Below are 18,600 nucleotides of genomic sequence, written 5' to 3'. Positions count from 1 at the left end.
GGGTTGGTGGGTTACTTCGGCGCTGAAACCATTCGTTACACCGAGGCGCGACTTGCCGCGAACCCGCGGCCTACTGAAGAGCAGGATGACATTCGCCTGTTGGTCGCGTGCGACCTGGTGATTTTCGACAACCTGCGCGGTACCGCCTTCCTCGTCAGCCTGGCAGAAGAGGGCAGCGACGATGCGCTGGCGGCCGCGGAAGCGAGGCTGGATGGCTGGCAGGACAAGCTGCGGCAGCCCTTTCCGACGCTGGAACACGCACCGGCCAGCCAGGATGTGTCCTTCACCTCGCGCTTCGGCGAGGACGCCTTCAAGCAGGCGGTGGAAAAGGTGCGGGATTACATTCGCGCTGGCGACTGCATGCAGGTCGTGCTGTCGCAGGCCTTGAGCATGCCTTTCGATGGCGAGCCGCTGGACGTGTATCGCGTGCTGCGCGCCATCAATCCTTCGCCTTATCTCTATTTCCTGGATTTCGGTGACCTGCAGGTGGCCGGCTCTTCGCCCGAGGTGCTGGTGCGGGTCGAGGACGGCGATGTGACGGTGCGCCCCATTGCCGGCACCCGCCCGCGCGGCACGACTGAAGCCGAAGACCTGGCGCTGGAAGAAGAGCTGCATGCCGACCCGAAGGAACGCGCCGAGCACCTGATGCTGATCGACCTGGGTCGCAATGATGTCGGTCGCGTGGCAGAGACGGGCAGCGTGGAAGTGACCGAGACCATGGTGACAGAGCGTTACTCGCACGTGATGCATATCGTTTCCAACGTCACCGGTCGCTTGCAGCCGAAGCTCGATGCCATGGACGCGCTGGCCGCGACCTTCCCGGCAGGTACGCTGTCCGGCGCCCCCAAGATCCGCGCGCTGGAAATCATCGACGAGCTGGAAGTCGGGCCGCGCGGCATCTACTCCGGCGCGATCGGTTACCTCGGCTGGCAGGGTGACCTGGATACCGCGATCGCGATCCGTACCGCGGTGGTGCATGGCGGCGAACTGACGGTGCAGGCGGGCGCAGGTATCGTGTATGACTCCGATCCGCAAAAGGAGTGGGACGAGACCATGAACAAGAGCCGCGCGCTGTTGAAAGCGGTGGCGATGGCAGGCGAGGGCATTGATCGACTGCAGTTACTCAAAGAGGAAGACGCATCATGATCCTGATGCTCGATAACTACGACTCCTTCACCTACAACCTTGTCCAGTACCTGGGCGAGCTGGGAGAAGAGGTGGTCGTGAAGCGCAACGATGAAACCACCGTTGCCGACATCAAGGCCATGGCCCCGACGCATATCGTTGTCTCGCCCGGGCCCTGTACGCCGAACGAGGCGGGCATTTCGCTCAACCTGATCGAAACGCTGGCAGGCGAGATTCCGATCCTGGGTGTCTGCCTGGGACACCAGGCCATCGGCCAGGTGTTCGGCGGCAAGGTCGTGCATGCGCGCGAAGTGATGCACGGCAAGACGTCGCTGGTCACGCACACCGGCAAGGGCGTGTTCATCGGCCTAGAGAATCCGATCGAGGTGACGCGCTATCACTCGCTGGTGGTGGAAAGGGATTCCCTGCCGGATTCGCTGGAGCTGACCGCCTGGACGGCGAATGACGATGGCTCGGTGGACGAGATCATGGGCTTCCGCCACAAGGAGCTGGCCGTCGAGGGCGTGCAGTTCCATCCGGAATCGATCCTCACGAAGAGCGGTCACGCCATGTTGAAGAATTTCCTCCAAGGCAAGCAAGCAGGGTAATACGCAATGCATATCAAGGAAGCCATCAGTCGCATTGTCGATCGCGAAGATCTCTCGACTGCGGAAATGGAAGCGGTGATGCAACAGATCATGACCGGCGAAGCCACGCCCATCCAGATCGGCGGCTTCCTCGCGGGCCTGCGCGCCAAGGGCGAGACGGTGGAAGAGATTGCCGCTGCAGCACGTGTCATGCGCGCGCTGGCATCGAAGGTCGAGATCGCAGGCCCGCACGTGGTCGATACCTGCGGCACGGGTGGCGATGGTGCGAGCCTGTTCAACGTATCCACGGCCTGCGCCTTCGTGGTCGCTGCAGCCGGCGGCAAGGTTGCAAAGCACGGCAATCGTTCAATGTCTTCAAAGTCCGGCAGTGCGGATGTTCTGGAAGCCCTCGGCGTGAACATCGAGCAGAGTCCCGAACAGGTTCAAGCGCAGATCGGGGGCATCGGTGTCGGATTCCTGTTCGCGCCGGCGCACCACAGCGCGGCACGCCATGCTGCCGCGCCCCGCAAGGAGCTCGGCACCCGGACGCTTTTCAACTTGCTGGGTCCGATTACCAACCCGGCCAGTGCGCCGCACCAGTTGCTGGGCGTGTTCGCCGCGCGCTGGGTCGAGCCGATGGCGAAGGTGCTGCGGGAGCTGGGTTCGAAGCACGTGCTGGTCGTGCATGCCGAGGACGGCCTGGACGAAATCTCGCTGGCGGTGCCGACGCGGGTGGCCGAGTTGCAGGATGGCCAGGTGCGGACCTATCGCATTCAGCCCGAGGATGTGGGTATCCAGCGTCAGTCCATGGAGGCCTTGTCGGTCGACGGGCCCGAGGCCAGCGCGACGATGATACTGGATGTCTTTGCCAACACGCCCGGGCCGGCGCTCGAGATGGTCGTGCTGAATGCCGGTGCGGCCATCTACGCTGCCGACCTGGTGCCCACCTTCCGTGAAGGTGTCGACAGGGCACGCGAACTCATTGCTTCCGGTGCCGTGCTCGAAAAGCTGGAAGCGCTTCGTGAGGCGACAGGTTCGACATCATGAGCAGCGATATCCTGAAAAAGATCCTGGCGACCAAGCGCGAAGAGATCGTTGCGGCTGCGGAGCAGAAACCGCTGCGCGCATTGCGGGCAGAACTCGACGGACTGCCGGAGACGCGTGGCTTCCAGGCGGCGCTGGAACAGCGCATCGACGCGAAGCAACCCGGCGTGATTGCCGAGATCAAGAAAGCCTCGCCGTCCAAGGGCGTGCTGCGCGAGGACTTCGATGTAGCGGCGATCGCCAGGTCGTATGCAGAACATGGCGCCACCTGTCTTTCCGTGCTGACCGACCAGCAGTATTTCCAGGGGCATCTGCAGAACCTGAAACTCGCGCGCGAGGCCTGCGAGCTGCCGCTCCTCAGAAAGGATTTCATCATCGACGCCTACCAGGTGTTCGAGGCGCGACAGGCCGGCGCTGACGCCATCCTGCTGATCGTTGCGGCGCTGGGCGATGCGCAGTTGCTGGACCTGGCGACGCTGGCCGCCGATCTCGACATGGACGTGCTGGTGGAAGTGCACGATGCCGAGGAGCTGGAGCGCGCGCTGCAGTTACCGTTGCGCCTCATCGGTATCAACAATCGCAACCTCCGGACCTTCGAGACAAGTCTAGACACGACTATCGACCTCTTGAGTGACATGCCCGATGACCGCCTGGTGATTACCGAGTCGGGCATTCATGCAAGGGACGATGTCACGACGATGCTGGGTGCGGGTGTCTATGGTTTCCTGGTGGGTGAGGCCTTCATGCGCCAGCCGGATCCGGGCGAAGCGTTGCAGCAACTTTTCCAGGTCGATTGATCCGGCAAAAAAAAAGGCCCCGCTCAGCGGGGCCTTCTTCTTGAAGCGTATTGCCTTGTCTAGCGATTGCCGCCGTTACCACGGTTGCCACCCTGGCCACCCTGGCTGCGCTGGCCGCCGCCGCTTCTCTTTCTTTTCGCGCCGCCATGACGCTTGCCCGAGTTCTGGCCACCGCCAGCCTTGCGGGCATGCGGGCGTCGCTTCGACTGACCGTCGCTGCGGCCACCGCCGCCGCCATTGCGGCCACGCGGCTTCTTGAAGATCGGCTCGGCAGCAATGCTCGGGTCGACTTCGAAGCCGGTCACGACCTGCTGCGGAATCTTTGCATTCAGGACTTTCTCGATGTCCTGCAGCAGCTTCAATTCGTCCACGCAGACCAGCGAGGCTGCTTCGCCTTCCATGCCGGCGCGACCGGTGCGACCGATGCGGTGCACGTAATCTTCCGGCACGTTTGGCAGCTCGAAGTTCACGACATGCGGCAGCTCCTCGATATCGAGGCCGCGGGCCGCGATGTCGGTGGCGACCAGCACGCGAACCTTGCCGCGCTTGAAGTCGGCCAGCGCACGCGTACGTGCATTCTGCGACTTGTTGCCGTGGATGGAGGCAGCGGTCAGGCCGTCTTCCATCAATTGCTTCACCAGGCGATCGCAACCGTGCTTGGTGCGGGCAAAGACCAGCACCTGCTGCCAGTTGCCGCTACCGATCAGGTAGGACAGCAGCTCGCGCTTGCGGGCACGGTCGACAGGATGCATGACCTGGGTAATGCGCTCGGCGGTCGTGTTCTTCGCAGCGACTGCAACCTTCTCGGGATTGTCCAGCAGGCCTTCGGCCAGCTTGGTGATCTCGTTGTTGAAGGTGGCCGAGAACAGCAGGTTCTGGCGATTTTCCGGCAGCAGCTTGAGGATCTTGCGGATGTCGCGGATGAAGCCCATGTCCAGCATGCGATCCGCTTCGTCCAGCACCAGGATCTCGAGGTCGCGCAGCGACACGGTGCCCTGGTTGATGTGATCCAGCAGTCGTCCCGGCGTGGCAACGAGAATGTCGAGGCCGCGCTGCAGGGCGGAAATCTGCGGATTGATGCTGACACCGCCGTACACCACGTTGGCGCGGATCGGCAGGTACTTGCCGTAGGTGCGGATGTTCTCCATCACCTGGGCAGCCAGTTCACGCGTCGGGGTCAGCACCAGCGCACGAATCTTGCGGTTGTTCTTCTGCGGGGCACGCATCAGCAGGTCCAGCATCGGCAGGGTGAAACCCGCCGTCTTGCCGGTGCCCGTCTGGGCGGCCGCCATCACGTCGCGACCAGCAAGCACTGCCGGGATCGCCTTGGACTGGATGGGGGTCGGTTGCGTGTAGCCTTCTTCGGAAACGGCACGCAGCAGCTCGGCTCTCAGGCCGAGAGAATCAAATGACATCATTAAATCTCCTGGACGCCTGCAATGGGTTGTCGGGTTGCGACAGGTCCCGCCTTCGGTCCAGGCAGATCTCAATATTAAGTGTGTGTTGTGTATCGAGGTGGGCTGCGGGCCGGAAATTCCGACGCGTCAGTAGAACCGCGACTGGCTGGTCACCGACCGATGGGCGACCGAACGAGGGGCACTTTAACAGAAAGTGCTTGAATGAACAGGATTATTTTCGATTCGGGAGCGGCTGGCGCTCAGGACTCGGGCTTGTAGTTAAGCCCGGAGGTCAGGTCCGAGTCCACCGTGCCCTGCGGCGTGGCGCCGATCACGACGATGGTCTTGCCGGCGACATTGATGTGGCCTTCCTCTTCCAGCGCCTTCAGCACGCGGCCCGCCATTTCGCGGGAGCAGCCCACGATGCGGCCGATTTCCTGGCGACTGATCCGGATCTGCATGCCGTCGGGATGGGTCATGGCGTCCGGTTCGCGACACAGGTCCAGCAAAATGCGTGAGATGCGGCCGGTGACGTCGAGGAAGGCGAGGTCACCCACCTTGCGAGTGGTGCGGCCGAGACGCGTTGCCAGCTGGCCGGAGAGCTCGAACAGCAGGTCCGGGTCTTCGTGCGCCAGGCGGCGGAACTTGTCGTAATGGATTTCGGCCAGCTTGCATTCGGTGCGCGTGCGTACCCAGGCAGAGCGCTTGGAGTCGGCAATGAACATGCCCATCTCGCCGAAGAATTCGCCCCGGTTGAGGTAGGTGACAACGATCTCGCTGCCTTCCTCGTCCTCGATGACCACGGCCACGGAGCCCTCGACAATGAAGTACAGGGTGTCTGGCGTGTCGCCCGCATGGATGACCACAGACTTCGACGGTACCTGCCGGATATGGCACATATCGAGGAAGCGCTCGACGGGCGGGTTGTTGAAGGGGCGGTAGCTTTTTTCTTTATCAACCATGGGCTTTATCGTTATTTGAATTGCCGGCGGGTAACTCGGGAAATCTACGCCTCAAGCGGGTCAAAGGCAAGCTCCAAGCGGTTTTCCACGCCTTCTCGGGGTTTTCGCGAAGGGGTTTTTTCGTCCATAATCCGCTCCCTGAGATTCATGTACCCCGGGAAGGCAGCTGGCAGCAGCGTGCCCCGGCTTGGGCAGGAGCGAGAAATGAACGATTCGAAGTTGCGTCTGCAAGGGTTCAACAACCTGACCAAGTCGCTGAGTTTCAACATCTACGACATTTGCTACGCGAAGTCGGAAAAGCACCAGAAGGAATACATCGAGTACATCGATGAGGCCTACAATGCCGAGCGCCTGACCCAGATCCTGACCGATGTCTCGAACATCATCGGCGCCAACATCCTCAACATCGCCCGCCAGGATTACGACCCGCAGGGCGCTTCAGTGACCATCCTGATCGCCGAAGGTCCGCTGACCAGCGATGAAATCGAGGAAGCGACCGAGGAAACGCCGGGTCCGCTGCCGGAGGCAGTCGTCGGTCATCTCGACAAGTCGCACATCACCGTGCATACCTACCCGGAAAGCCATCCGGACAATGGCATCTCGACGTTTCGTGCCGATATCGATGTGTCCACCTGCGGACAGATCTCGCCCCTGAAGGCCTTGAACTACTTGCTGCACGTGTTCGAGTCGGACATCGCGACCATCGATTACCGCGTGCGCGGCTTCACGCGTGACGTCGATGGCGAAAAGCATTTCATCGACCACGACATGGATTCGATCCAGAACTTCATGTCCGAGGATACGCAGGAGCTGTATCACATGGTCGACGTGAACATGTACCAGGAGAACATCTTCCACACCAAGCTGATGCTGCGCGAGACCGACCTGGACAATTACCTGTTCGGCACCGGTGTCAGCGAGTTCACCAAGGAAGAGGCCGATGCCGTGGCGGAGCGCCTGTACAAGGAAATGCGAGAGATATTCTATGGCCGCAACATCAAGCGCGGTTATTACTCCGACCTCGGGGAGTGAGGGTCGATTCCTGCATTGAAAAGGCCGGGCATTGCCCGGCCTTTTCAATGCATTCGGTTTCGCTCAGAATCGATATGCCGTTGTCGTCATCACTTTCGACACCAGCTTCATCAGTGATTTCACGGGCGGCGGCAGCTCCGCGGCTCCCGCTGCGCGTGCCTTGTCACCATGGTGGATTTCATCCAGCCGCATCTGCGCAATGATGGCGCGACTGCGGGTGTCGTCTTCGGCGATCTTTTCGAGGTGATCATCGAGATGTGATTCGACCTGCTTTTCCGTTTCCGCCACGAAGCCCAGGCTCCACTTGTCACCGATCGCACCAGCCAGCGCACCGATGGCAAAAGACCCTGCATACCAGAAGGGTGCCAGCTTCGACGGCCCTTCGCCGAGTTCCTCCAGGCGTTCTTCGCACCAGGCGAGGTGATCGACCTCCTCGGCCGCGCTTTCCTGCATCGCAGCTCGCACTTGCGCGTTTCGCGCGGTCACCGCCTGGCCCTGGTACAGCGCCTGGGCGGCAATTTCGCCAGCGTGGTTGACGCGCATCAGGCCCGCGGAATGGCTGCGATCGACAGGATCGATGATGTCCTCGGCCAGTTGCCCGGCAGGATTGGGACGGGACGCATGGCCGGCCTGGCGGGCCAGCACGGTGCGCAGGGCATTGTCGGCAGAGGCGACGAGATGATCAATCGGGCTCAGGTTTCGCATGAGGGGATTATACCGTGGACGCGGTTTCCTGGCTGTGGCTGGTCGGAACCGGCAGGGCGCGCGCCAGCAGTGATACGGGATGGACGATTTCCAGCGGCTGCCCCGCGAGGCGGTCGAGATGCAGGCCGCAGCCAAAGTTGCTGCTGGCGATGACCCGGGCATCGGTCGGGAGCGAGGCAAGCAAGCTGCGACCAAGTCGGTCGGCATCCTGCGGGTGGGTCAGGGCATGGTCACCGGCAGCGCCACAGCAATGCGCATGCTCGAGCATGCGGACTGACAATTCCGGAATGGCCTCCAGCAGGGCCAGTGAACCCGTTTCGCGCATGCCGTTCTTCAGCGTGCAGGGCCGGTGCACCAGCACCTTCTCGACACCGGCAAGGGGCAGGAGCGCTGGCAAGAGCTCGCCGTGCTGGCTGATGAATGTCATGACGTCCATGACCGGCGCTCCGGCCAGCTGTTCCTGCAGCTGCAGGCCACAGCCGCTGGCCGTGCTGATGATCGCCTCGAATTCCGGCTTGCCGAAGACCTGCTGCATGTCGCCTGCCAGCCGTACCGCCCGCGCCTGTTCGCCGGCGTGCTGGTCCAGTGCACCGCAGCAGCCTTGTTCGGCGGGAATTACCACGCAGAAACCCATGGCGTTCAATACCTGGATGCTGTCCTTGAGAGTCGCGACGTCCAGGCTGCGCCCCAGGCAACCCAGGTGCAGTGCGACCGTGCCACGGATTTCGCTGGCAGGTTCGTAGATGCCGGGGCGCAACGGCGCCGCTGCATGACGGGCGATGGACGCATGACGTTGCAGCCCCGGCACCAGGCTGCCCAGTGCAGCGAGCCCGGTCCGCCGTGCGCCCAGCAGCAGCGCAGACAGCAGCCCGATACGCCCGGGCGACTGGCGGAACCAGCTGACCATTCGCAGCAGCAGCGGGTGTCGCCGGGAGGCAGGCATGGCAGCACGGGTGGCATCGATCAGTTTGCCGTACGGCACCTGGGCAGGGCAGACCGCCTCGCAGGCACGGCAGGTCAGGCACCCATCAAGATGCTCTGCAATCCGTCCTTGTTCTTCCAGCTGGCCGCGAGCCAGGCCCTGCATCAACGCGATGCGGCCGCGCGGCGAATCGCCTTCCTCCCGGGAAAGCGAATAGGTAGGGCAATGTGGCAGGCACAAGGCACATTTCACGCAGGCATCGGCATCGGCGAGCGGAAAATCGGCAAATTTCGTCGAAGTGGCGTGATTTTCGCGTGTTTTCATGGGGTTAAGCGTATCAAATCCGTATAATGCCGGCTGAAATAGATGCCCGTCCGGGTAGCGCAGGCGCCAGAACCCGGTTGCGACCGGGCCGCGTGGCATCCCCGGAAGTGTCTCACGATTGATTTGCCGAACAAGGAATTTCGACCCGCATGAACAAGCTTTTACACCTTCTCCTGCCAACCCTCTGCCTGGCTGTTGCCAGCTTTTCCGTGGCAGCCGACCCGGTCTGGTCGGAAATCGAGGGAATCGCCGACATTGGTGACGAGGCGATCGCGACTGACGAAGACGATATTTTTGCCGGCAAGCTCAACCTGGGTTACCTGGCCTCGACCGGCAATACCGAATCGTCCAGCTTTGTCGGCAAGCTGACCCTGGCCTGGGACCTGGAAAAGTGGCGCCACGCCGCGGTTGCCTCGGGCTTCAGCTCGGAGACGGACGGTGTCACCGATGGCGAGCAATACCGTGCGGGCTACAAGGCGGATCGGAAGCTGGGCGACAAGAACTACCTGTTCGGCGTGGTGAACTGGGAAAACGATCGCTTCTCGGGCATAGACCGCCGCACCTCGGAAGCTGTCGGTTTCGGTCGGCGCTTCCTGGAGACCGGCAGCCACACGCTGGATCTCGAGCTGGGTGTTGGTGCCCGCCAGACCAAGCGCACCACCGGCGAGGAGACGGACGAGACCATCAGCCGTTTCGCCGGCAACTACGCCTGGCAGATTGCCGAGAATTCGACGTTCAAGCAGGGCGTCGCGGTCGAATCGGGTGACGAGAACACCTATATCGAGTCGACCACCGAATTGACTGCGCAGTTGATCGGCCAGCTGGACCTGTCCATCAGCTATGTGATCAAGCGCAACAGCGTGGTGCCGCTGGACAGCGAGAAAACCGATACGTATACCTCCGTCAGCGTTGTCTACAGTTTCTGAGGCCCGCCATGGCAGATGACAGCTACTACCAGCGCCATGCCTTTTTCTGCACCAATGTGCGGGACGAAGGCGCGGCTCGCCCGAGCTGCGGTCGCTGTGGCAGCGACGCGCTGCGTGCCTACCTCAAGGAGAAGGTCAAGACGGCCGACCTGAATGGCCCCGGCGCCATACGGGTCAACAAGTCCGGCTGCCTGGATCGCTGCGAGGAGGGGCCGGTGCTGGTCATCTACCCGGAGGCGACCTGGTATACCTACGTGGACGAGGAGGATCTCGACGAGATCTTCGAGGAACACCTGGTCCATGGCCGGGTGGTCGAGCGCCTGAAGCTGGATTGAGGCGAATTCTGGGCCGGCGGGCTGGCCAGCCGGCCGCAAAGACCGTAGAATGCCCCGCTTTTCCGGCATTACCCAGCCAGAAGGTAGTAATCGGCCAAAAAACCCGCCAGCCAGCGGGTTTCGGGGCCGATATTCTATTGAAAAGCCTGATTTTGTCCGGTAATATTGCCGCCCTTTCGCCCCCTGGGGGGCAGGAACTGCTTTGGAGCGATTCCAGAATGAAGACGTTTTCTGCAAAGCCGGAGACCGTGCAGCGCGAATGGCTGCTGATCGACGCGAACGGTAAGACCCTGGGACGCCTGGCGTCCGAGGTGGCCAAGCGCCTGCGTGGCAAGCACAAGGCCGAGTACACCCCGCATGTCGATACGGGTGACTATGTCGTTATCGTGAACGCGGAGAAGATCCGTGTCACCGGCAACAAGTTGAATGACAAGATGTACCACCGTCACACGGGTTACATCGGCAACCTGAAGTCCACGAACCTCAAGGACATGCTCGCCGAGCGTCCGGAGAAGGTGATCGAGCTGGCGGTCAAGGGCATGCTCCCGAAGAACCCGCTGGGCCGCGCCATGTTCAAGAAGCTGAAGGTGTTTGCTGGACCGGAACACAGCCATGCGGCACAGCAGCCACAGCCGCTGGAAATTTGATTAGGCAAATCTGATACGACGCAAGTCGGACAGGAACAAGATAAATGGCAACGACTCAGAACTACGGCACCGGCCGACGCAAGTCCTCCACCGCACGCGTTTTCATGCGTCCGGGCAAGGGTGAGATCACCGTCAACGGCAAGCCGCTGGACGAATTTTTTGGTCGCGAGACCTCGCGCATGATCGTGCGTCAGCCGCTGGAGCTGACCGAAATGCTCGACAGCGTTGACGTATTCGTCACCGTCGCTGGTGGCGGCAACACGGGCCAGGCTGGCGCCATTCGCCATGGCCTGACCCGTGCGCTGATGGAATATGACGAGGGCCTCCGCCCGGCGCTGCGCAAGGCAGGCTACGTGACCCGTGACGCTCGTGAAGTCGAGCGCAAGAAGGTCGGCCTCCGCAAGGCACGTCGCGCTACCCAGTTCAGCAAGCGCTGATCGTTTCGATCTCCGATTCCGGGCCGGTACCGGTCCGGTAGCGGGTTCGGACACTTGGGAGATCGTCTAACGGTAGGACTACGGACTCTGACTCCGTCAATCCAGGTTCGAATCCTGGTCTCCCAGCCAAAATAAAAAGGCCCCCACCGTCGGTGGGGGCTTTTTTTATTTTCCCTGCGGGGACTTCTCGGATTCGAACCACGTTCGACCGCCCGCGAGCCAGATTCATCTGGCGAGCAGGTCAGGGCTGTCTCGCGTAGCGAGCAGCAATCCTGGTCAGTGTGCCTGTCCGCAAATGTTGCGGTTCGATCTCGAATCCTGATCGCCCACGACTGGCCCAGCCAAAACCCTTGCCAACGACTGGACCCCGCCCTCGTGGCGGGGTTTTTTTGTTGGGAGCCACGGGGATTCGAACCTTGTTCGAAACCGCCACCGCGAGCTTCATCGAGCGGCTGGCAGTCGACCGAGCATTGCAAGGTCAATCCTGGCCAGCAGGCGGTAATGCTGCGGAGAGGGATCGCCTTGTTACCCAATCAGATATGTACCGCGCCACAGCCCGCCACTGGCGGGTTTTTTCATGCATGAAAGAAATGTTTCAGATCGGGCTTGCAATTTATCGTACCCCATGTACCATTAGCACACAGGGTACAAGTGGTACACCTGATGAGGAAGGAGGGTTCTGATGGAACTCGTCATCGATATCAACGATCCGGAGCCGCTGTACGCGCAGCTGGTTTCGCAGATCAAGGATGCGGTCCGGACAGGTGCAATTGCGCCGGGTGATCCGCTTCCTTCGATTCGCCAGCTGTCGACTGACCTGGAAATGAACAGCAAGACGGTGGCCAAGGCTTACCGCCTGCTGGAGCGCGATGCGGTCATCCAGGCGCGTGGCTACCGGGGTACGTTCGTGCATCCGGATGCCGCAAGAAACAGCACGACAGATATAAGCGGTTGGCTGAATGAAACGCTGGCCAACACCATTGCAGACCTGAGAGACGGCGGTGCCACCGACTCGGAAATCAGGATTGCCTTCACCCATGTCATGAATGAACGAAACAATGGAGGTGCCTGATATGACGAATTGGCCCGAAATCGTATTTACCACTGTCTTCCTGGCGCAGATCCTGCTGATATCCTGGTACGTTCCTGCAAAGATCCTGAAGCGAATGGATTACGTGATGACTCACTATCCGCGCTCGGAATACCCGAAGCTGTATCCACGCTCTGAAGAGTTCTATCGGCTGGGGCAGATGTTGTTCAGGAACGCCAACCGCATCATCTTCCTGCTGGGATTTGCCTTCCTTTACCTGGCGTTGACCACCGGTCGCGAAACGATTCCGGATGTCATTCCCGGCGGGTATTTCATCCTGCAATTCGTGCCCTTGATGGCGATGGAGCTCTGGGAGTGCAACAACTTCAAGTTGATGCGCCAGTCCAATACATCGACCAAGCGCACCGCCGAACTGCGTCGTCGCGACCTGTTCCGCTACGTGTCGCCATGGCTTGTGGTGTCGGCAGCGCTGGCCTTTGTGATGGCCATTTCCGCCGAGCTGTTCATGCCCGGCCAGGTATTCGAATGGGACAAGGTCATTGTGCTGACCCTGGGTTGCGGCTTCCTGATGGGTATTGCGGCGTTCAACCTCTACGGCCGCAAGCTGAACCCGCACCAGTCGGCTGGCGAGCGTGCGCGGTTCATCTCGATTGCGGTGCACAGCATGTTCTACCTGGTCATTGCCATATGTGCGTACTTCACATTCAAGAGTGTTGAAGATGCCCTGGACCTGCAGAACATCGATGCAATTTCCATGAGCGTCTACATGCAGCTCGTGGCGTTCCTGTCGATAGGCGTGGTCTTGCGCTCGACCGATCCGGAAGACATCGACTTCAGTGTCTACCGAGCTGATCCGACATCCACTTGATATGGCCTGGCCTGGAAAGAAAAAGCCCCGCGGAAGCGGGGCTTTTTTTGGGGCAGGAAAGCGTTCAGTTAGTCGGCGAACTGCGCAACAAGGCATAAAGGCGCACGAAATCCGGCTTGAACAACAAGGCAGCTACCACAGCATAACCAACAATGGCGTAAGCCAGCCATTCTTGCTGGATCAGCAGGTAAAAGCCGAGACCGACTATGCAGGGCGCGTCAGCGGCGCCCAACTGGATCATGGTCAGGGTCTTCAACTGCATGTCGGGATGTGAGGTACCAGCCATCGAGATGGCCCTCTTTTCAATCCAGCCGTGCTTCAGGAAAAGGGAGCCACCGAAGCAGGCTGCCGTAGCGGCCCCGAGAATGATGGGCATCATGTTCAGCAGGCTGTCGTCCACCTGGGGTGGTTCCATTTCGGGGATGACGAAAAAATGAATGGCTGCGGTAAAGGCACCGATTGCACCCAGCAAGGTGCCGTACCAGGTCAGGTTGAGCATGCGCTTGGTCTGCATGAAATCCATTTGTTATCTCCGGTAAGTCGGGCTCAGGGCTTGATGGTTTTGACGCCGTCATCGCCGGCCAGCAGCAGGATGTCAGCCGGCCGCTTGGCGAACAGGCCCACCGTTACGACGCCAGGCATCTGGTTGATGGTCTCTTCCATGCCGACGGCATCGGTCAGGTCCAGGTTGCGGACGTCCAGGATGATGTTGCCGTTGTCGGTCGTGAAGCCGTCGCGCAGTTCCGGCTGGCCACCCAGGGCGGTCAGCTTGCGGGCGACCAGGGAGCGGGCCATGGGAATGACTTCGACCGGCAGGGGGAAGGCGCCCAGCACGTCGACCAGCTTGGAATCATCGGCAATGCAGACAAAGGTCCGGCTGGCCTCGGCAACGATCTTTTCGCGGGTCAGTGCGCCACCGCCACCCTTGATCAGGTGCAGGTTGCGGGTTGCCTCGTCGGCACCGTCCACGTAGATGTCCAGGCCGCCGGCATGGTTCAGGTCGACCACCGGGATGCCGATCGCCTTTAGCCGCTCCGTGGAGGCCTCCGAGCTGGAAACTGCCCCTTCGATCTGGTCGCGGCGGTCTGCCAGCGCGTCAATGAAGTGGTTGACGGTGGAGCCGGTGCCGACCCCGATCGTCCGGGCATCGCCCAGGTAATCCATGGCCGCCAGGGCGGCCGCCTTTTTCTTTGCATCCGCAGACATCGTTGTTCCCCGCGTGAAAATCCAGCAGGCATTGTCGCCAGCAGGGCGGGAAAAGGAAAGGGCAGCACAGGACTGGCTAAAAAAGCACCAGGCAAAGAAAAGGCCCGGCGAACCGGGCCTTTGAAGATCTGCTTCGAGCCGCAAAGCGGCCGCAGATTATCTCTTGCGACGCTTCGCAGCAGTCTTTTTCTTGCGCTTCGCAGCGGTCTTCTTGCGCTTGGGCGCAGCTTTCTTCTTCTTGGCTGCTGCCTTCTTCTTGCGCTTCGGAGCAGCCTTTTTCTTCTTGGCGGCTGCCTTCTTCTTGCGCTTAGGAGCGGCCTTCTTTTTCTTCTTCTTGGCTGCTGCCTTCTTCTTGCGCTTCGGAGCAGCCTTTTTCTTCTTGGCTGCTGCCTTCTTCTTGCGCTTAGGAGCGGCCTTCTTCTTCTTCTTCTTTGCTGCTGCCTTCTTCTTGCGCTTCGGAGCAGCCTTTTTCTTCTTGGCGGCTGCCTTCTTCTTGCGCTTCGGAGCGGCTTTCTTCTTCTTCGCAGCCGTCTTCTTGCGCTTGGCAGTCGTCTTTTTCTTCTTGGCAGTGGTCTTCTTCTTGCGCTTCGCAGCGGTTTTCTTCTTCGCCGTGGTCTTCTTCTTGCGGGTAGCTGTCTTCTTCTTAGCTACCGACTTTTTCCGAACCACGCGTTTTTTCTTAGCAGTGGATTTACGTTTTGCAGCTGATTTCTTTTTAGCAGCCATAAGTAATGATCCTCCCATATACGATCACTCGCCGTTGAGTATATATCAGAAAGGTCAAATTTCCAGCAATGCAAGTTTTTTTGCAAAACGGGGTTCGGGCTGCAAAAAAAACCGAACGTGCTCGACGTCGGAACAAGTCGGGTCGCAATCGTGTCAGCGCATCTTGCTGCCAGCCATTTTCAGAATGGCATTCCACTCCTTTCGAGTAACCGGCGTGATGGAAAGACGGTTGCCGCGGCGCAGGATCTGCATCTCTTCAAGCACCGGATTGTCCCTTAATTCCTGCAGCGAAACGGTTTCGTCAAAGCGTTCACGGAATGCGACATTGACCATCATCCAGCGAGGATTGTCGGGGTCGCTCTTCGGGTCGTAGTGCTTGTCTTCAGGGTCGAACGCGGTGTGGTCGGGGTAGGCTTCCTTGACGACTTCGGCAATTCCGACCACGCCAGGCACCTTGGTATTGGAGTGATAGAAAAGCACGAGGTCGCCCTTCTTCATGTCATCCCGCATGAAGTTCCTGGCCTGGTAGTTCCGCACCCCATCCCAATGGGCGCCTTTCTTCTTGAAGGTCTTGAGGTCGTCGATACTGAATTCGTCAGGCTCGGATTTCATCAGCCAGTAGTTCATGGGGTCTCCTGCAGGGTTCAGGTACGGATGTATTCATTCGGTGTGAGGATGCCGTCGACCGGCACGTCCCAGTCAGCGGGCTCCAGCTTGTCGATTTCCTGGAACGCATAGGCAAGACCGAACAGCTTGGGCCGTTGCAGCCGTTTGCGAGGCGTGAGGAAGGCAAAGGTCCGGTCGTAGAAACCGCCACCCATGCCCAGCCTGTTGCCGGACCGGTCGAAGCCCACCAGGGGTGCGAGTACTGCATCGAGATCGCGGCCATCGAGGCGCTCAGCAGTATCCACGGGCTCGGGAATGTCGAAGCGATTGCGTTGCAGCTCGGTATCCGGTGTGAAACGGCGAAAACCCAGGGTGTCGCCTTCCAGGCAGGGCAGGAACACGGCCTGCTCGCGTTGCCAGAACAGCTCGGTACAGGGGCCGGGATCGAGCTCGCCACCCATGGGCAGGTAGACGGCAATGCGTTCCGCCCGTGACAGCGCGGGCACGCGCAATGCCAGCCTGCGCACGCTGCGCGCGGCGCGTACCTGTTCCGCTTCGGAGAGGGCAGCACGTTGCTGCCGGAGTTGCTGGCGATGGGCTTGCAGATTGTCTGACCGCGTCATGACCTCATCCTGCATCCGGCCTGTACGCTCGTCGAGCGCGGTCCCGCCAGCCGGGGGTGAAATTAGAACGCCTCCCGCCTGTGCCGTAACAGACGTTTGCCCTTGAACCTGAGGTTCAAGTGGAGCTCGCTGCTGTGCTTTAGGCTTTCCACTCGGCGGTGGACATGCGCACCGTCACAGCAGGGGAGAGCTCCAGGGTAATCGATTAAGGCTCAAAGGGTACCCAGCCCGTTTCGAACACCGCAGGAGACGCAAACTCGAGTGGCCGATCGGCCGACAACTGAATGGTAACACCCCGACCGCTGCCGATAGCAAGCAGACACCTGGAAGAAAACGTGGAGGAGATAAACTTGTACAGCGCGCCTGACCGTTGCGGTCGGAGCCCGATCAGAATTCGAACTGGCGATCCTGGCCGAGGATGGCATCCATGCGCTCACGCAGCGAGCGCGCGGCAGATACGACTTCGGTATCGACCTGGTCGTAGGCCTTGCGAGTCTGCAGCAATTCGTTGGCCAGGTTCAGTGCGACCATCACGGCCATGCGGTCCAGGCCCACGACCTTGCCACTGTCGCGGATTTCCTTCATCCGTTCGTTGAGGTGGTTGGCGGACTCCAGCAGGGCAGCCTTCTCCTCTTCAGGGCAGGCTACCTGGTATTCCTTGTCGAGGATCTTGACGGTCACCGACGCGGTGGCGTTGCTCATCAGCCCTGCTCCAGGGATTTCAGGCGGGTGATCATGCCTTCGACGCGGGTGCGAACCTGTTCGTTCCGCTGCACGAGACTGGCTTTTTCCGCAACCAGGGTTTCCTGGTTGTCGCGCAAGGACTGGTTTTCTTCCTGCAGCTTGTCGCACAGGTCGAGCACCTCGTGGAGGCGTTCCTCGAGGCGCTTCAGTTCCTTGCGAAATTCCGGATTCTCAGCCATGGACGCCACTATAAGACCGGCTTTCGGGAGCGTCAATTCAGGCTGCCGGAGACCCCGCCCAAACTCGCTCCCCGCCGCCCGGGAATGGTAGGATTGAGGCCTCTTTCAGACCACGGAACGACCTGTGTCCTTACCCTCGTACAACGACCTCGAAGCCGCCCTGCGCCGGGCGGGCGTGCTGCAGGACGCGGCGGAAGCCCATGGCACCATGTCGGCCCTGCTGGCAACCGGCAAGTCCACCTTGAAGGACGACTGGCTGGAGCGCGTCTTTGCGGAAGCGGATCCGGCCAATGCCAATGCCGGTGCCTGCCGGCGGTTGCTGGAGCGGACCTGGGATGCCAGCTTCGAGCTGCTGGTCGGGGATGCGCTGGCCTACGAGCCAGTCCTGCCGGACGACGAGGACGATCTGCAGCTGCGCGTGGATGCCTACAGCGAGTGGTGCCAGGGCTTCATGTTCGGTATGGCGCTGGCCGGTTTCGAAACCTTCGATGACCTGCCGCCGGACGTGCAGGAGTTTCTTGCCGACCTGGCCGAGATCAGTGGTCGCACCCTGGACCTGGGGGATGACGAGGAAGCCGACGAAAGCGCCTACATGGAGCTGCACGAGTACCTGAAGGTCGGCGTGCAACTGGTCTACGACGAGCTGAATCCGCCGCGTCCGCAGCAGTTTCGTGCACCGCCTGGCGTGCACTGACCAGCCAGGCGAACAGGAGCAACGGAAGAGGACATGGACCAGCAGGAATTTGCCCGCCGCCGCAAGCAGCTGATGCGCATGATGAGCGATGATGCCATCGCCATCATTTCGGCCGCGCCGGAAAAGATTCGCAGCCGCGACACGCATTATCCATTCCGCCAGGATTCCGATTTCCATTACCTCACCGGCTTCCCGGAGCCGGATGCCGTGGCCGTGCTTGCGCCCGGTCGTGATCCGGCGGAGTTCATCCTGTTCGTGCGTGACAAGGACCCCGAGCGCGAGACCTGGGATGGTCGGCGTGAGGGCCCGGATGGTGCCTGCGAAGTCTACGGCGCGGACGATGCTTTCCCGATCGACGACATCGACGAGATCCTGCCGGGCCTGATGGAAAACCGCGAACGCGTCTTTTACACCATGGGCACGCACCACGACTTCGACCAGCGCGTCATCGGCTGGGTGCAGCAGCTGAGGAAGCAGCTGCACTCGGAGCAGGGCGCGCCGCATGAATTCGTTTCGCTCGACCCCTTCCTGCACGACATGCGCCTGTACAAGTCGCGCAAGGAAATCGCCATGATGCGCAAGGCGGCGAAGATTGCGGTCAAGGCACACGAGCGTGCCATGCGTGCAGTGACGCCCGGCATGATGGAATGGGAGATCGAGGCC

Annotated in this window: 24 protein-coding genes, 1 tRNA gene and 1 other RNA gene; 14 read left to right on the top strand and 12 right to left on the bottom strand. The window is 60.8% G+C overall.

Annotated features, from left to right (window positions below; all coding sequences use genetic code 11):
- The 4 genes from R3217_07520 to trpC form a co-directional block, all read left to right on the top strand.
- Window positions 1-1,146 (top strand): chorismate-binding protein (locus tag R3217_07520; protein ID MDX1455284.1); only part of this gene is annotated, 1,146 nt, incomplete at its 5' end.
- Window positions 1,143-1,733 carry an aminodeoxychorismate/anthranilate synthase component II gene (locus R3217_07515; protein MDX1455283.1) on the top strand — a complete coding sequence of 197 codons (591 nt, stop codon included), beginning with the start codon at window positions 1,143-1,145 and terminating at the stop codon, window positions 1,731-1,733. The genes R3217_07520 and R3217_07515, both read left to right, overlap by 4 nt.
- A gap of 6 nt (window positions 1,734-1,739) precedes the next feature.
- Window positions 1,740-2,759: an anthranilate phosphoribosyltransferase gene (gene trpD / locus R3217_07510; GenBank protein MDX1455282.1), complete on the top strand. Its 1,020-nt coding sequence runs from the start codon at window positions 1,740-1,742 to the stop codon at window positions 2,757-2,759.
- Window positions 2,756-3,553 carry an indole-3-glycerol phosphate synthase TrpC gene (gene trpC, locus R3217_07505; GenBank protein MDX1455281.1) on the top strand — a complete coding sequence of 266 codons (798 nt, stop codon included), beginning with the start codon at window positions 2,756-2,758 and terminating at the stop codon, window positions 3,551-3,553. Before trpD ends, trpC begins: the two co-directional genes overlap by 4 nt.
- 59 nt (window positions 3,554-3,612) lie before the next feature.
- Here the strand turns inward: trpC and R3217_07500 are convergent, their stop codons facing one another.
- Window positions 3,613-4,968 carry a DEAD/DEAH box helicase gene (locus tag R3217_07500; protein ID MDX1455280.1) on the bottom strand — a complete coding sequence of 452 codons (1,356 nt, stop codon included), beginning with the start codon at window positions 4,966-4,968 and terminating at the stop codon, window positions 3,613-3,615.
- Window positions 4,969-5,210: 242 nt separating this feature from the next.
- A complete protein-coding gene (crp, locus tag R3217_07495) occupies window positions 5,211-5,912 on the bottom strand; it encodes a cAMP-activated global transcriptional regulator CRP (GenBank protein ID MDX1455279.1) in 702 nt (233 codons plus the stop codon).
- Between the two features lie 204 nt (window positions 5,913-6,116).
- Between crp and speD the strand changes: the two genes are divergently transcribed.
- Window positions 6,117-6,944, top strand: a complete 828-nt coding sequence (gene speD / locus R3217_07490) for an adenosylmethionine decarboxylase (protein MDX1455278.1) — start codon at window positions 6,117-6,119, stop codon at window positions 6,942-6,944.
- A 63-nt stretch (window positions 6,945-7,007) separates the two neighbouring features.
- Here the strand turns inward: speD and coq7 are convergent, their stop codons facing one another.
- Both coq7 and R3217_07480 read right to left on the bottom strand, forming a co-directional pair.
- Window positions 7,008-7,649, bottom strand: coding sequence for a 2-polyprenyl-3-methyl-6-methoxy-1,4-benzoquinone monooxygenase (coq7, locus tag R3217_07485; protein ID MDX1455277.1), 642 nt, complete (start codon window positions 7,647-7,649; stop codon window positions 7,008-7,010).
- Between the two features lie 7 nt (window positions 7,650-7,656).
- Window positions 7,657-8,895, bottom strand: a complete 1,239-nt coding sequence (locus tag R3217_07480) for a (Fe-S)-binding protein (GenBank protein ID MDX1455276.1) — start codon at window positions 8,893-8,895, stop codon at window positions 7,657-7,659.
- 149 nt (window positions 8,896-9,044) lie between these two features.
- On the opposite strand from R3217_07480, the gene R3217_07475 reads away from it, so the two are divergent.
- The 7 genes from R3217_07475 (at window position 9,045) to R3217_07445 (ending at window position 13,159) form a co-directional block, all read left to right on the top strand.
- Complete coding sequence (locus tag R3217_07475; protein MDX1455275.1) at window positions 9,045-9,821, top strand: DUF481 domain-containing protein; 777 nt, start codon at window positions 9,045-9,047, stop codon at window positions 9,819-9,821.
- A gap of 8 nt (window positions 9,822-9,829) precedes the next feature.
- Complete coding sequence (locus R3217_07470) at window positions 9,830-10,156, top strand: (2Fe-2S) ferredoxin domain-containing protein (GenBank protein ID MDX1455274.1); 327 nt, start codon at window positions 9,830-9,832, stop codon at window positions 10,154-10,156.
- A gap of 218 nt (window positions 10,157-10,374) precedes the next feature.
- Complete coding sequence (gene rplM / locus R3217_07465) at window positions 10,375-10,803, top strand: 50S ribosomal protein L13 (protein MDX1455273.1); 429 nt, start codon at window positions 10,375-10,377, stop codon at window positions 10,801-10,803.
- A 44-nt stretch (window positions 10,804-10,847) separates the two neighbouring features.
- Entirely contained in the window at window positions 10,848-11,240 is a 393-nt protein-coding gene (gene rpsI, locus R3217_07460) for a 30S ribosomal protein S9 (protein ID MDX1455272.1), read from the top strand.
- Window positions 11,241-11,295: 55 nt separating this feature from the next.
- Window positions 11,296-11,369: transfer RNA gene (locus R3217_07455), tRNA-Gln, on the top strand.
- A 553-nt stretch (window positions 11,370-11,922) separates the two neighbouring features.
- Complete coding sequence (locus R3217_07450) at window positions 11,923-12,312, top strand: GntR family transcriptional regulator (GenBank protein ID MDX1455271.1); 390 nt, start codon at window positions 11,923-11,925, stop codon at window positions 12,310-12,312.
- Between the two features lies 1 nt (window position 12,313).
- Window positions 12,314-13,159, top strand: coding sequence for a hypothetical protein (locus R3217_07445; protein ID MDX1455270.1), 846 nt, complete (start codon window positions 12,314-12,316; stop codon window positions 13,157-13,159).
- A gap of 64 nt (window positions 13,160-13,223) precedes the next feature.
- On the opposite strand, the gene R3217_07440 is transcribed toward R3217_07445, so the two are convergent.
- The 8 genes from R3217_07440 to R3217_07405 all read right to left on the bottom strand — a co-directional run bounded on the left by R3217_07440 (window position 13,224) and on the right by R3217_07405 (window position 17,243).
- On the bottom strand, window positions 13,224-13,682 hold the full coding sequence (locus R3217_07440; GenBank protein ID MDX1455269.1) for a hypothetical protein: 459 nt from the start codon (window positions 13,680-13,682) through the stop codon (window positions 13,224-13,226).
- Between the two features lie 23 nt (window positions 13,683-13,705).
- Window positions 13,706-14,365, bottom strand: a complete 660-nt coding sequence (rpiA, locus tag R3217_07435; GenBank protein MDX1455268.1) for a ribose-5-phosphate isomerase RpiA — start codon at window positions 14,363-14,365, stop codon at window positions 13,706-13,708.
- Between the two features lie 156 nt (window positions 14,366-14,521).
- Window positions 14,522-15,034: a hypothetical protein gene (locus R3217_07430; protein ID MDX1455267.1), complete on the bottom strand. Its 513-nt coding sequence runs from the start codon at window positions 15,032-15,034 to the stop codon at window positions 14,522-14,524.
- Window positions 15,035-15,244: 210 nt separating this feature from the next.
- Window positions 15,245-15,718, bottom strand: coding sequence for an EVE domain-containing protein (locus R3217_07425; GenBank protein MDX1455266.1), 474 nt, complete (start codon window positions 15,716-15,718; stop codon window positions 15,245-15,247).
- Between the two features lie 17 nt (window positions 15,719-15,735).
- Window positions 15,736-16,320, bottom strand: a complete 585-nt coding sequence (locus R3217_07420; GenBank protein MDX1455265.1) for a 5-formyltetrahydrofolate cyclo-ligase — start codon at window positions 16,318-16,320, stop codon at window positions 15,736-15,738.
- A gap of 67 nt (window positions 16,321-16,387) precedes the next feature.
- A non-coding RNA gene (gene ssrS / locus R3217_07415) (6S RNA) lies at window positions 16,388-16,572 on the bottom strand.
- A 135-nt stretch (window positions 16,573-16,707) separates the two neighbouring features.
- A complete protein-coding gene (locus R3217_07410) occupies window positions 16,708-17,022 on the bottom strand; it encodes a cell division protein ZapA (protein ID MDX1455264.1) in 315 nt (104 codons plus the stop codon).
- Complete coding sequence (locus R3217_07405) at window positions 17,022-17,243, bottom strand: TIGR02449 family protein (GenBank protein MDX1455263.1); 222 nt, start codon at window positions 17,241-17,243, stop codon at window positions 17,022-17,024. The genes R3217_07410 and R3217_07405 overlap by 1 nt, the downstream gene beginning before the upstream one ends.
- 124 nt (window positions 17,244-17,367) lie before the next feature.
- Between R3217_07405 and R3217_07400 the strand changes: the two genes are divergently transcribed.
- Both R3217_07400 and R3217_07395 read left to right on the top strand, forming a co-directional pair.
- Window positions 17,368-17,937, top strand: coding sequence for a UPF0149 family protein (locus tag R3217_07400; GenBank protein ID MDX1455262.1), 570 nt, complete (start codon window positions 17,368-17,370; stop codon window positions 17,935-17,937).
- A 33-nt stretch (window positions 17,938-17,970) separates the two neighbouring features.
- The coding region (locus R3217_07395) for an aminopeptidase P N-terminal domain-containing protein (GenBank protein ID MDX1455261.1) at window positions 17,971-18,600 on the top strand (630 nt) is incomplete at its 3' end.

Source organism: Gammaproteobacteria bacterium (assembly GCA_033720895.1).
Taxonomy (GTDB): Bacteria; Pseudomonadota; Gammaproteobacteria; order Natronospirales; family JAJUFS01; genus JAWWBS01.
Note: the sequence above shows the minus strand (reverse complement) of the source record. Positions and strands in the feature narration are given on the sequence as shown.